The 12,666-nt window shown below is 53.2% G+C and carries 13 protein-coding genes; 10 read left to right on the top strand and 3 right to left on the bottom strand.

The genetic code is table 11. The features are described 5' to 3' along the window. Window positions 1-21: 21 nt before the first annotated feature. Window positions 22-1,119 carry an MlaD family protein gene (locus tag CA264_RS20670; RefSeq protein ID WP_025609320.1) on the bottom strand — a complete coding sequence of 366 codons (1,098 nt, stop codon included), beginning with the start codon at window positions 1,117-1,119 and terminating at the stop codon, window positions 22-24. Between the two features lie 19 nt (window positions 1,120-1,138). Next, a complete protein-coding gene (locus CA264_RS20665; RefSeq protein ID WP_025609319.1) occupies window positions 1,139-1,921 on the bottom strand; it encodes an N-acetylmuramoyl-L-alanine amidase family protein in 783 nt (260 codons plus the stop codon). Window positions 1,922-2,084: 163 nt separating this feature from the next. Between CA264_RS20665 and CA264_RS20660 the strand changes: the two genes are divergently transcribed. The 10 genes from CA264_RS20660 to CA264_RS20615 all read left to right on the top strand — a co-directional run bounded on the left by CA264_RS20660 (window position 2,085) and on the right by CA264_RS20615 (window position 11,710). Beyond that, entirely contained in the window at window positions 2,085-4,649 is a 2,565-nt protein-coding gene (locus CA264_RS20660; RefSeq protein ID WP_157593755.1) for a putative LPS assembly protein LptD, read from the top strand. Between the two features lie 81 nt (window positions 4,650-4,730). Then, on the top strand, window positions 4,731-5,549 hold the full coding sequence (gene panB / locus CA264_RS20655; protein WP_025609316.1) for a 3-methyl-2-oxobutanoate hydroxymethyltransferase: 819 nt from the start codon (window positions 4,731-4,733) through the stop codon (window positions 5,547-5,549). A 107-nt stretch (window positions 5,550-5,656) separates the two neighbouring features. Next, window positions 5,657-6,334 carry an RluA family pseudouridine synthase gene (locus CA264_RS20650; protein WP_025609315.1) on the top strand — a complete coding sequence of 226 codons (678 nt, stop codon included), beginning with the start codon at window positions 5,657-5,659 and terminating at the stop codon, window positions 6,332-6,334. Between the two features lie 165 nt (window positions 6,335-6,499). After that, complete coding sequence (locus CA264_RS20645) at window positions 6,500-7,270, top strand: acyl-CoA desaturase (RefSeq protein WP_025609314.1); 771 nt, start codon at window positions 6,500-6,502, stop codon at window positions 7,268-7,270. Between the two features lie 171 nt (window positions 7,271-7,441). Next, window positions 7,442-7,987, top strand: a complete 546-nt coding sequence (locus tag CA264_RS20640) for a 30S ribosomal protein S16 (RefSeq protein WP_025609313.1) — start codon at window positions 7,442-7,444, stop codon at window positions 7,985-7,987. An 11-nt stretch (window positions 7,988-7,998) separates the two neighbouring features. Then, the gene (rimM, locus tag CA264_RS20635; protein ID WP_025609312.1) at window positions 7,999-8,583 is read left to right on the top strand and encodes a ribosome maturation factor RimM; all 585 of its coding nucleotides are present in this window, start codon (window positions 7,999-8,001) and stop codon (window positions 8,581-8,583) included. After that, the gene (gene trmD, locus CA264_RS20630; RefSeq protein ID WP_025609311.1) at window positions 8,583-9,263 is read left to right on the top strand and encodes a tRNA (guanosine(37)-N1)-methyltransferase TrmD; all 681 of its coding nucleotides are present in this window, start codon (window positions 8,583-8,585) and stop codon (window positions 9,261-9,263) included. Before rimM ends, trmD begins: the two co-directional genes overlap by 1 nt. A gap of 168 nt (window positions 9,264-9,431) precedes the next feature. Continuing rightward, window positions 9,432-9,785: a 50S ribosomal protein L19 gene (gene rplS / locus CA264_RS20625; protein WP_025609310.1), complete on the top strand. Its 354-nt coding sequence runs from the start codon at window positions 9,432-9,434 to the stop codon at window positions 9,783-9,785. Between the two features lie 172 nt (window positions 9,786-9,957). Next, window positions 9,958-10,542: an inorganic diphosphatase gene (locus CA264_RS20620; RefSeq protein WP_025609309.1), complete on the top strand. Its 585-nt coding sequence runs from the start codon at window positions 9,958-9,960 to the stop codon at window positions 10,540-10,542. A 217-nt stretch (window positions 10,543-10,759) separates the two neighbouring features. Further along, complete coding sequence (locus tag CA264_RS20615) at window positions 10,760-11,710, top strand: hypothetical protein (RefSeq protein WP_084196309.1); 951 nt, start codon at window positions 10,760-10,762, stop codon at window positions 11,708-11,710. A 69-nt stretch (window positions 11,711-11,779) separates the two neighbouring features. Here CA264_RS20615 and CA264_RS20610 read toward each other — a convergent pair whose 3' ends face one another. Beyond that, the gene (locus tag CA264_RS20610) at window positions 11,780-12,478 is read right to left on the bottom strand and encodes a hypothetical protein (RefSeq protein WP_051364538.1); all 699 of its coding nucleotides are present in this window, start codon (window positions 12,476-12,478) and stop codon (window positions 11,780-11,782) included. Between the last annotated feature and the right edge of the window lie 188 nt (window positions 12,479-12,666).

The following is a 12,666-nucleotide window of genomic DNA, read 5'->3' as shown; positions in this document are numbered from 1 at the left end:
CAATTTTCACATGGATGATGTTTATCGGTTTGCTCTCACACTGTCTGCCGAGGCTGGCCGGGTATTGCCCTCCAACGCGCCTTTCTCTGGCACAGGCACATACACCGTGTCCGGCACTGTACGAAACTCCTCCGGGTACCGCTCCTGCATCTCCTTCACCTCCTCCAGGGTAATCACGCGGCCGGTTTCGTCTACTTTATACTTGTCCTTGCGGCCAAACACCGAGAAGCTCACGTAGCGCTTCGGATAGGCCTGTATGTCGCGCAGCAGCAGATCGAGGGCTGCGGAGGAGCGGTTCAGGTTCTCGTACAGCTCCTCGTCATTCATCAGTTTGCCGATGGAGCCCTGGCCGGCGTTAAGCTTCGTGGCGGCCGCCTCCAGCTCCAGCACCGCATCGTTGGCGTTGCGGACCAGCTTGTTTATCTCCACCTGCTTGAGCGTGTCCGTGATGTCGGCCATGTTCAGGGCTAGGCGGTCGATGTGGCGCTGCGTCTGGCGCAGGGAGCTCGTCAGCTGGTTGATGTTGTCGGTGATCTGGTTTATGTTCTCCTGGTTGGAGCGTAGAATGGTGTTGATGGCGTCCGTGGTGGCCCTGGTGTTTGCAAGTATGCCCTGGATGTTGTCCTTCGCCTCGCTGTCGAGCAGGCGGTTAACGCGGGCCAGGGTCGTATCCACTTTGTCTATCACCGGCACTGTTTTGCTGGAGATGATGTCGGTGATGCTGCTCTCTTTGTAAGGGATGAGCGTTTCGCCCCCTTCATACATCTGGGTGCTGTTGCCCAGGTACAGCATGATAGCCTTGCTGCCGAGCAGGTCGGAGTTGGTCAGGGCGGCAATGGTGGAGTCTCCCACCTGCAGCTCCTCTATCACTTCCAGCTTCACCATAATCTGGTTATCCCGGTCCGTCATCAGCTTCAGGCTCTGCACCGTACCCACCTGCACCCCGTTCAGGATCACAGGGTTAGAGGCCGCCAGCCCGTCCACACTATCATACACGACGTAGTACGTATTGGAGTCGGAAAAAATGCTGGACCCTTTCAGGTACATAAAACCAAAGTAAAGTATGGCAATTGCTACAATACCTAGCAGCGCGACTTTAATTTCTTTCGATATTTTCACGTAGGGGTGTTTAGCTCAATTAATTCATAGCCTCCAACTCTTGCTTGTACTCTTTGAAGGCCCGATATATACCTGATGCAATATACGATTGCCCGGTCTTATCGTTAAGAAATTTTTCCTCGGTGGGGTTTGTCAGGAAACCGCACTCGATGAGCACGCTGGGCATGTATGACTTCCAGAGCACCAGAAAGCCCGCCTGCTTCACACCGCGGCTCTTGCGGCCCGCCTTGGTACGGAACTCGCGCTCCACCTTTTCAGCGAAGCGAAGGCTGTTGTCGATGTAGGCGCTTTGGTGCAGAGCGAACAGGATGTGGCTCTGGGGGGAGTTCGGGTCAAAGCCGTTGTAGTTGGCCTCGTAGTTATCCTCCTGCAGAATTACGGCGTTCTCACGCTTAGCCACCAGCAGGTTGCCGTCCGAGGTGTGGAGCCCCATGGTATAGGTTTCGGTGCCGTAGGCGGCGGCGGGGCCAGAGTTGAGGTGAATGGAAATAAAGAGGTCTGCGTTATTCTTGTTGGCGATGCCCGCCCGGTCTATCAGCTCCACGAAATGGTCGTCGGTGCGGGTGTACACCACCTTCACATCCGGCACGTTCCTTTCGATCAGCCCGCCTACCTCTTTGGCAATGCGCAGGGCGACATCTGCTTCGTGCGAAAACTTACCATTGCACCCTACATCCTTCCCTCCGTGTCCTGCATCGATTACTACTGTGCGTAACTTGTACTCTTTCCTGAATGCAAGTTTGTTAGAGGAGCACAGTAAAAAAACAAAAGCCAGAACAGAAACAGTAACAATATTTCTCACAACGCTCGTTAGTTAAAAGCTAAAACAATAACTTTGTACAAATTAAGTAAACTTTTAGGGAACTCTGAAGAAGTTGCGCTACATTTTCATTTTTTTACTGCTGCTGCAGTTTACGACTCTTTCACCCCCGTCGGCGCTCGCTCAGCGGGTGCCCAGACCTGCTGTGGCCCCGCAAGATACACCTCGTGTTGCCGCCCAGGACACAGTAACGCTGCAGGCTCCCAAAGGCGACATCGAGACCACCATCAAATATTCAGCCAAAGACTCCATTCAGTTTGAAGTAGACCGGAAGGTGGTGCACCTGTACGGCGACGCCAAGATCGACTACGGCGACATGAAACTGGAAGCCGCCTACATCGAGATCAACTACGACAACAACACCCTTACGGCCACAACCCTCACCGACTCTACCGGCCAGGAGATCGGCACGCCTGTGTTCTCGCAGGGAGCCGAAACGTACGCTGCCAAGCGCATTGCCTACAACTACAAAACCAGAAAAGGGCGCATCTCTGAGGTAGTAACGCAGCAAGGCGAAGGATATATACATTCGGAGGTGGTAAAACGCAGCCCGAACAACGAATTTTACGGCCTGCACAACAAGTACACGACCTGTAACCTGGAGCACCCGCACTTCTACATCAGTGCCGGAAAGATAAAAGCCATCCCGAACGACAAAGTGATGTCGGGCCCCTTTAACCTCGTGATCGGGGACATCCCTACTCCGCTGGGCTTTTTGTTCGGCCTCTTCCCTACCCCGAAGAGCAAGCGCTCCTCCGGTGTGATCGTACCGAGCTACGGCGAGAACGCGCGCGGCTTCTTCCTGAACAACGGCGGCTACTACTTTGCCTGGAACGACTACGTAGGCACCAAGCTTACCGGCGATATTTACTCGCTGGGCGGCTATAACCTGGATGTGAGCACCGATTACGTAAAGCGCTACGCCTACCGCGGCAACTTCCGCTTCACCTACGATTTCCTGAAAAACGATGAGGCGGACGTGGAAAGCTCCCGGTCCACAGACAACATCCTGAGCCAGCTCCCTCCGACGCAGCGAACTTTCTGGGTTTACTGGAGCCACACACCGGTTACCAAACCGGGGCGCGGTTCTTTCAGCGCCAGCGTGAATGCCGGTAGCCAGCTGCACCAGCGCGTAAACTACAACGGAACGGCGCAGTACCTGGCCCCGACCTTTAACTCGCATGTGTCGTACCAGAAAACGATCCCGAACTCGCCCTTCAGCTACACCATTAAAGCGAGCCAGGGCCAAAGCACCCAAACAGGTACCATGAACTTCGTGCTGCCCGACCTGAACTTCAGCATGTCGCAGGTGGGGCTGGCCGAGCTGTTTTCCGATGCGCCTGCCACCAACAAGTGGTACGAGAAGTTTACGCTGACATATAACGTCCGCGCGTCCAACACCATTTCGAACATACAGCCGGCGCGCACATCCACGAATTTCCCGGTGCTGGACACCTCGCCTGCCGATACCATCGAGGTTAACTTCGGTAACCTGCAGCGCCTGTGGGAAAGCGGCCAGAAGACAGCCATCCATAGTTTCGGCATTGGCCTGGGTAACTACAAGATCATGCGCTACCTCAACTTCAGCCCAAGCGTAAACTACAACGAGACATGGCTGGACGAAAAGTATAGTTTCACCTTTAACCCCGATTCCCAGCGTGTAGACGTGGACACCACGGGCTTCGGCCGCGTGTACCAGTACAGCGCCGGTGCCTCCCTCAACACCACCATTTACGGCACCGTGTATGTGAAGGGCGAAAAGGTGGAGGCGATCCGGCATTTGATCAGGCCGAGCATCAGCTACAGCTACCGCCCCGATTTCGGCGACGAGCGCTTTGGCTTTTACCAGCGCACGCTCGTAGGCACGGACCCAAACACAAACCTGCCACGCTACCAGAACCTGGGCCGCTTCAGAACCGGCCTGCCCTCCACAGGGCTTAACTCCTCCCTCAGCTTTAGCCTGGACAACAGCCTGGAGATGAAGGTAAAGGCAAAGAACGACTCCACCGACGCTAAGTTTGAGAAGGTCAGCCTGATAGACAACCTGCGCCTTAGCTCTAGCTATAACTTCGCCGCTGATTCGCTGAAGCTGGCCCCGATCCAGCTGTCGTTCTACACCAAGCTGTTTAAGATGGTGAACATGAACTTCAGCTCGACCTTTAACCCGTACCAGACGGACAGCGCAGGCAGAAACATTGACAAGTACATTTTTGATGCGCGCAAGCTGAAACTGGCCAGGCTGACCAACGCCAGCCTGAACCTGACGGCCAGCCTGAACCCGGAGGCCTTCCGCTCCGAAACCACCCTTCCGGCAAACCTGCCGTCGCTGGTGCCGGACCAGGACCCGGTGCTGCCGCAGTACGTGGACTTTAAAATTCCGTGGACACTGAACCTGAACTACACGTTCTACTACACCCGCGGGCTTGGTGTGGCAAGCAGAAACAACCTCACCCAGACAGTAGGTATAGACGGCTCGCTGAACGTAACAGAGAAATGGAAGGTGACCTACACCAGTACGTATGACATCTCGAACCAGAACATCTCATACGCCAACGTGCAGATTTACCGCGACCTGCACTGCTGGGACATGAGCATCGGCTGGACGCCTTTTGGCTTGCTCCGGGGCTACAACCTCACCATCAACGCCAGGTCTTCGCTCCTGCAGGACCTGAAACTGACCAAGCGAAGCAACTCCGTATATGGATACTAAAACAAAAACAGCCACAGCAGAATGTGGCTGTTTTTGTTTTAAGATTTTATAGCTTTACAACCTCACATAACCAAAGTAGCTATGTCTGTACATAAAAACGATATAAAGAAGGTAACCACGCACCAGCTACAGAACATGAAGGAGCGCGGCGAAAAAATATCCATGCTAACCGCTTACGACTACTCCATGGCCACCATTCTGGATGCCGCCGGCGTAGACGTGCTATTGGTTGGTGACTCCGCCTCTAACGTAATGGCTGGCCACGAAACCACGCTTCCCATTACGCTGGACCAGATGATTTACCATGCCTCGTCTGTTATCAGAGGCGTGCAGCGGGCCTTTGTGGTGGTAGACCTGCCGTTCGGTTCGTACCAGGGCAACTCGTCGGAGGCTCTGCGCTCCACTATCCGCATCATGAAGGAGTCGGGGGCGCACGGCGTGAAGATCGAAGGCGGAGCCGAGATCAAAGAGTCGGTGACACGCATCCTCAGTGCCGGCGTGCCGGTAATGGGCCACCTGGGCCTTACACCGCAGTCCATCTACAAGTTCGGCACCTACACCGTCCGTGCGAAAGAAGAAGCCGAGGCGCAGAAGCTGATCGACGACGCGCTGCTGCTGCAGGAGCTGGGCTGCTTTGCCATTGTGCTGGAGAAGATCCCGTCAGAGCTGGCAAAGAAAGTGGCGGAGAAGCTGCAGATCCCAATCATAGGCATTGGCGCCGGCCCGCACGTTGACGGCCAGGTACTGGTTGTGCACGACATGCTGGGCATCAACAAAGAGTTTAAGCCGCGCTTCCTGCGCCGCTACGCCGACCTGCACACGATCATGACCGACGCTGTACAGAACTATGTGAAGGATGTTAAGAGCAAAGACTTCCCTAACGAAAAAGAAGCATACTAACTACGTTAAAAACTATGAATTAGAAGTTAGAAATGGAAGCTGTAACAGAATTCAGCAACCCCTCTCTCTTTCCAATTCATAGTTTCTAATTCATACTATACAATTCGATGCTGGAAGTTTTGTACGAGGATAACCACGTGCTGGCGGTAAACAAACCGGCCGGCCTGTTGGTGCATGGCGATGAGACGGGAGACATTACCCTGGCTCACCTGGCGAAGGACTACATCAGGCACAAGTACAACAAGCCGGGCAACGTGTTCATCGGTGTCGTGCACCGCCTCGACAGGCCGGTAAGCGGCGTTGTGCTGCTGGCGAAAACCTCCAAGGCCCTTACACGGCTTAACGAGCTATTCCGCAGCAAAAAGACCACAAAAACCTACTGGGCGGTTGTACAGAACCGCCCCAAGCAGGAACAGGGTAACCTCGTGCACTGGCTCGTAAAGGACAGCTCCCGCAACGTAACGAAAGCCTACGCCAAAGAAAACCCGGCAGGCTCCCGCTCCGAACTCAACTACAGGCTGCTGAGCATGCAGCACGGCAAGCACCTGCTGGAGGTAAACCCCATTACCGGCAGGCCGCACCAGATACGGGTGCAGCTCTCTTCTATGCGCTGCCCCATTCTCGGCGACCTGAAGTATGGCGCAGACCAGCCGCTGCCCGACAAGAGCATTGCCCTGCACGCCCGCCGGCTGCAGTTTGACCACCCTACCTTGAAAACCCCGGTAACAGTAAGTGCACCGCCCCCGGACGCGCCTGTGTGGGCCCCGTTCCGGCATCTGGCCTAATGGAAACCCAAAGTGCAAAAATGATTTTCGTCATTTTCTGAACTTTTCGCCCTGCAAGTCTATTTTACTTTAAATTCGTGTTGTAGCTTTGCAGCAGGCGTGGCATGGTTATAGCTCGTTAACTGCCGCACAAGAAACTCAACCCATCATTTACCTGATACATTAATGGCAATTCTTATCTTTTTTGTGGTGCACTGGTACCTGTCGCTGTTCGTGCAGACCTTTTACCTGCACCGCTACGCAGCGCACAAAATGTTTACCATGACCCCGTTCTGGGAGAGGGCTTTTTACCTGCTGACGTATATCGCGCAGGGCTCTTCGTTCCTGTCGCCGCGTGCTTACGCCATTCTGCACCGCATGCACCACGCATTCTCCGACACGGAGCGCGACCCGCACTCTCCGCACTTCTCTAACAACGCTTTCACGATGATGTGGAAGACGAAGGAGATCTACAACGACGTGCTGAACAAGCGCGTGGAGCCGGAGCGCCGCTTCGAGGGCGATTACCCCATTTGGCCTGCACTGGAGAGAATCGGTGACTCCTACTTCTCCCGCATTGGCTGGGGCGTGGCGTACGTGTTGTTCTACATCGCCTTTGCTACGCAGTGGTGGATGTTCCTGCTGCTGCCAATCCACTTCCTGATGGGCCCGGTACACGGCGCTATCGTAAACTGGAGCGGCCACAAGTACGGTTACCAGAACTTTGACAACAACGACAAATCAAGAAACTCGCTCTTCTTTGACTTCCTGACAGGCGGTGAGCTGTTCCAAAACAACCACCACAAACTTCCTAACCGCGTCAACTTCGGCGTGAAGTGGTGGGAGGTGGACCCGACCTGGCCGGTTATCTGGACGCTGGACAAGCTGAGCATTATCAAGCTAAAGCCGGTAAAGGTAAAAGCCGCTAAGGTGCCAAGAGTAAAAGCAAACGCCTAACTATACGCAAAGCCCTCCCGCAACGGAGGGCTTTTTTTGTGCCCCTACTTTACGCTGAGCGCCAATAGCTTAATAAATACCGAAGGGTTGTAGACAATCAGAAATTAATTTCCTAGTTTTGCGGTTCTAAACAGGCGGACGGGTTCCGCCGACTGAAAAACACATTTAAAAATGGCAGTAAAAATCAGACTGGCCCGCAGAGGCCGCAAGAAAGCCGCTATCTACGATATCGTAGTAGCTGACGCTCGAGCACCACGTGATGGTAAATTTATCGAGAAACTGGGTACGTACAACCCTAACACTGTTCCTGCTTTTATCGACTTCAACGAAGATAAAGCGTTCCAGTGGGTGATGAACGGTGCACAGCCAACTGACACCGTAAAAGCAATGCTTTCTTACAGAGGCATCCTGTTCAAGAAACACCTGCAAATCGGTGTTGCGAAAGGTGCTATCTCTCAGGAGACTGCTGATGCTCGTTTCAACGAGTGGAAAGAAGCAAAAGACGCTAAGATCGAAGAGAAACGCCAGAAGGTGGGCTCTGAGAAAGAAGCCAAGCGTGCAGCTGCCCTGGAAGCTGAGCGCAAAGTAAAAGAGGCTCGTGCAGAGGCTATCCGTCAGCGTGACGCTGAGAAAGCTGCTGCTAACGCTCCTGCTGAAGAGGCTGCTGAGGCCCCTGCTGAAGGTGGCGAAGGCGAGGCTACTGAGGAGCAAGCATAATTCGGTGTGCCATGCATGTTGATGAATGCTTTCTATTAGGTTACATCGTCAAGACCCATGGCACGAAGGGGCAAGTAGTCGCGTTTTTTGACGTAGACTTTCCCGAAGATTATGAAGATTTGGAGTCAGTCTTCCTGGAACAAAAGGGAAGGCTGATTCCTTTTTTTATAACGTCTATGGAGCCTGTGCAGAAGGGCCGCTTTATTATTAAGTTCGAAGATGTTCAAACCATCGAACAGGCCGAAGCACTGCGCAACACCTCCATTTACCTGCCACTCGGCGAGCTGCCGGAGTTGGAAGAAGGCCAGTTCTACTTCCACGATGTGATTGGCTACCAGGTGGTGGACGAGCAGCATGGCGCGCTGGGCACCGTAAAAGAGTTTTACGACCTGCCGCAACAGCAGCTGATGGTAATGGATTACCTGGACCAGGAAATGCTGGTGCCGGTCATGGACGAGATCTTCCTGCGTGCCGACCACGAGGCAAAGCAACTGCACGTAAGCCTGCCGGAAGGCCTGCTGGAAGTGTACACGCAGCCATCAGGCCCCGACGAAGCCGACGACCTTGACGAAGACACTGAGGAGGAGAAACAGTAATGCGCTTTGACATCATCAGTTGCCAGCCCGATCTGCTGGACAGCCCTTTCAGCCACTCTATTCTGAAGCGGGCACAGCAAAAAGGTTTGGCAGAGATCCACATTCACGACCTGCGCAAGTACGCCGTAAACAAGCATGGCCAGATAGACGACTATGCTTTCGGGGGCGGCGCCGGCATGGTGATGATGATCGAACCCATTGACAAGTGCATTTCGGAGCTGCAGGCCGAGCGCAAGTATGATGCCATCATCTACATGACGCCGGACGGGCAAACGCTCAACCAAGGCATCGTAAATCAGTTTTCCCTGCTGGAGAACGTGATCATACTTTGCGGCCACTACAAAGGGGTGGATGAGCGGGTGCGGCAGCACTACGTGACGCACGAGATCAGCATCGGGGACTATGTGCTTTCGGGCGGAGAACTGGGGGCAGCCGTGTTGGCAGACGCCATTATCCGCATCATCCCGGGAGTGCTCAACGATGAGTCATCCGCTTTGACGGACTCCTTCCAGGACGGTTTGCTGGCCCCGCCGGTTTATACCCGCCCTGCCGAGTACAAAGGCATGCAGGTGCCGGACATCCTGATGTCGGGCGACACGCCGAAGATAGAGCAGTGGCGCTTTGAGCAGGCCATTGAGCGCACGAAACAGCGCCGCCCAGACCTGCTTAACGAGGAATAAGGGACCAGCCAGGCCCGGTAAATAAGAGTAAAAGGCCATAAGCATTATTTTGCTGATATGGCCACCAGAAATTATATTTTTTTTCTGCAAATGTTCTTATGTAATAAATATTTACATATCTTTGCAGTCCGAATTTTGAAGAAGATACTTTAAGAGAACATAGCCATCATGAGCGAACTAATTAAATTCATTGAGCAGGAATATACTGACAAGCGTGCCTCTTTCCCAACTTTCCAGGCAGGTGATACTATCAACGTACACGTAAAAATCCGTGAGGGTAACAAAGAGCGTGTTCAGCAATTCCAGGGTGTTGTGATTCAGCGTAGAAACGTGAACACAAACGGTGAGACGTTCACTGTAAGAAAAGTATCTAACCAAATCGGTCTAGAGCGTATCTTCCCTCTTCTTTCTCCATCTATCGAGAAAATCGAACTGGTGAGAAGAGGTAAAGTAAGAAGAGCAAGACTGTTCTACCTGAGAGGACTTCAGGGCAAGGCTGCTCGTATCAAGGAAAGACGATAAGAATACCTGTTTTCATAAGTTTTCCATAGTTTTAGTGAAAAGGAGCCGATGACCTCGGCTCCTTTTTTTGTACCTGCACAAGCGGCTCTCCGCCCTCACGTAGCACCGCACCGCGTGCTTTCTCCTCCGGGCGCTGCTGCTTATCTTTACAGCCCACAAACCTAACCGCAACATGAAACGCTTTACCTGCCTCCTACTGCCCTTGCTGGCGCTGCTGCTCTCCTCCTGTAAAACCGATTACACAGAACTTGCGACCTACTCTGGCAACAAGCAGTTACAGGCTGTGATAGAAACGCCCGCAGGAAACACGCGCAAACTGGTGTATGACCGCAAAAAGCAGGAGTTTGTGCCAGACCAGGATGCCGGGCAAACACGCGAGGTGGACTTTCTGCCTTACCCGGGAAACCTCGGCTTTATCCCCTCCACGGAAACAGACAAAAGCGGCAAAGGGCTGGAAATACTCGTGCTGTCGGAGCGGCAGGAGCCAGGCACGGAGATGGAGGTGATTCCGGTGGGCCTGATGCAACTGGAAAACAGCGGAGATTTGCGCCACATCATCGTAGCCGTGCCGGCACGCCCAAGCGAACGCCAGCTGGACGCCACCAACTATAACAGCTTCAGCACGCAGTACCCGGGCGCCAAGGCCATCCTGCAAATCTGGTTCACGAATTACAACAAGTCTGCCGGCACCCGCTTTGTGGGCTGGCGCGATGAGAAGTTTGCCGAGCAGGAAATACAGCGCTGGATGAAGCTCTAGGTAAGCAGAAGTGATTTAGAGCCAGAAAAGGCAGGCTAAGCAAAGCCTGCCTTTTCTGGTATGTACCGGACAGCACACAGCTTTCAGACTAATAGCCCAAAGCTAATGCTATACTTTAATCATGAATAGTAACCAATAAAACCCAAATAGTACAACCTATAAACACAGCTGCGGTAAACATACTTATTGTTTAACTTTCTTTAATAGCCTACATTTTATGAAAACAGCATTTACAGTAGTAGCAGCTCTTTGTTGCACCACAGGAGCAGTGGTAGCGCAAGGCAATCAGTCGGATGTTCTGCAGGAAGGCAACAGAAACCAGGCAAGTGTGCAGCAGGAAGGCGGAGGTAACGAGGCATCAATTCAGCAGACAGGCCTGGGCTTTATTTCCTCTGATAACACAGCTGCAATAACGCAAACAGGCTACGGCAACGCGGCGGAGCAAGTCCAGTATTCATCAGAAAGCAGTACCTCTACCATACTGCAGGAGGGCGCTAACAACACAGCCGAGCAAAACTACGGGCGCGTAATTAACAACACAGCCGTTGTGGAACAGTACGGCAACGACAACACGGCCTCTCAGTCCAACACGGTAGACCCGCTTTTCCTGTCTAACAGCGCTGCCTATGTTTACCAGTTAGGTGATGCGAACACAGCGGTACAGGTACAGCGGGGCCAGTACGACAACACCGTTCTTATTGGCCAGTCCGGAAATGGAAACTACGCCTACCAGTCTCAGGTGGGCGATGGAAACTTTGCTGCCATTGCACAAGCAGGTAACGATAACACTGCCGAGCAGCTCCAGCGTGTAAGCTCTAACGAAGCGTTTATTGGGCAGTTAGGCAACGGGAACAGCCACACTCAGGACCAATCCAGCCGCACCAGGTTAAACACTGCTATCGCCGTAGTAGTTGGCAACGACAACTATGGCTTTCAGGACCAAGGCAGCATCGGCAACACCTCCGAGATCTTCCAGTACGGAGACAACAACGCTGCTATATCCAGCCAAAGCGGCTTCACGTTCTTCATGTCCGGCGACAACTTCAGCCGCACGATGCAGGTTGGCGACAACAACACGGCAGAAACAATGCAGCTGGGCGCAAACCACTCCAGCACAATCTTACAGTACGGCAACAATAACACAGCCACAGTTACACAAAGAGACTAAGTAACGATTTCCAGAAACAAAAAAGCCTCTGTACTTTCAGAGGCTTTTTTGTTTCTGGAAACGAACGGGCTACTTCACTTCCAGCAGCTTGGCTCTCACAGCGTCTACCGACTTTTCCATATCGTGCACGCGCTGGCGGCTAAGCTCCTGCTTCTGCATGTTTAGCTGCACACTCTGCTCCAGCCGCTTTAGCTCCTCAGCGTTGCGCACCAGCTCAGCCTCCAGCTCCAGGCGGCGCTGCTTGTTCTTCTCTATGCTGAGCTGTATCTCGTTTGCCTCCTTTACTACCCGGTCCTGCTCTGCCTTGGTTGCCTGCAGCACATCTTCAGCAGCGTTTATCTGCCGGAACACATCGTCGCGGTACAGTTTGCGGGCAAAGCCGCGCAGGAAGCTTTCGGCCGCAGTGTACTCAGCCGGGGTGCCGTTTTTATTGATGTAGGCCGTGCCCATGTCTAAGTTCCACCACACGTAGCTGCCCTGGGCATCGCTGCCAACGGTGGAAAGCAACCGCATCGGCACCGTAGAAATTGTATCAATCACAGCACCTTCCACTGTCATCACGCCTTTGCTGGTTTTAACGCGCCCGGCTTTTTGCCCCAGGTACTCCTTCCACGACTTCTCAACGGTTTTGGGGTCTAGCTGCACCGATAGCTGCTGCCCGCGGCGCTTTACCCCCTGCACATCCTGCTCTACCTCTCTCACCTGCACCGACTGCGCCTGGCAAACACCGGCGACCATCAGCAAAACAGCAAGTAAAAATCCTCTCATAAGACTTGTAACTTTTGTACTATGTTTATTTTCAGCTACGAAAATACAGAATCAGGCGCAGAAAGAGCCAAGGCAAAACGAATTAATTTAGCCCTAAATTGGTTTGGGTTTCGGGTTGCCTGCACTAACTTTGTCAGCTTATAGTATCCGCAGTCAGAGGTGGTCTTACCGGACGCCAAACATTAACA

The sequence above is a fragment of the Pontibacter actiniarum genome (assembly GCF_003585765.1).
Lineage (GTDB): Bacteria > Bacteroidota > Bacteroidia > Cytophagales > Hymenobacteraceae > Pontibacter > Pontibacter actiniarum.
The sequence above is the reverse complement of the archived record's forward strand: the minus strand, read 5'-3'. Positions and strand labels throughout refer to the sequence as shown.

Coding starts and splice junctions, on each gene's coding strand:
- CA264_RS20610 (WP_051364538.1), bottom strand. CDS start 12,478: ATGAGAGGATTTTTACTTGCTGTTTTGCTGATGGTCGCCGGTGTTTGC.
- trmD (WP_025609311.1), top strand. CDS start 8,583: ATGCGCTTTGACATCATCAGTTGCCAGCCCGATCTGCTGGACAGCCCT.
- CA264_RS20640 (WP_025609313.1), top strand. CDS start 7,442: ATGGCAGTAAAAATCAGACTGGCCCGCAGAGGCCGCAAGAAAGCCGCT.
- CA264_RS20645 (WP_025609314.1), top strand. CDS start 6,500: ATGGCAATTCTTATCTTTTTTGTGGTGCACTGGTACCTGTCGCTGTTC.
- panB (WP_025609316.1), top strand. CDS start 4,731: ATGTCTGTACATAAAAACGATATAAAGAAGGTAACCACGCACCAGCTA.
- CA264_RS20620 (WP_025609309.1), top strand. CDS start 9,958: ATGAAACGCTTTACCTGCCTCCTACTGCCCTTGCTGGCGCTGCTGCTC.
- CA264_RS20650 (WP_025609315.1), top strand. CDS start 5,657: ATGCTGGAAGTTTTGTACGAGGATAACCACGTGCTGGCGGTAAACAAA.
- rimM (WP_025609312.1), top strand. CDS start 7,999: ATGCATGTTGATGAATGCTTTCTATTAGGTTACATCGTCAAGACCCAT.
- CA264_RS20615 (WP_084196309.1), top strand. CDS start 10,760: ATGAAAACAGCATTTACAGTAGTAGCAGCTCTTTGTTGCACCACAGGA.
- rplS (WP_025609310.1), top strand. CDS start 9,432: ATGAGCGAACTAATTAAATTCATTGAGCAGGAATATACTGACAAGCGT.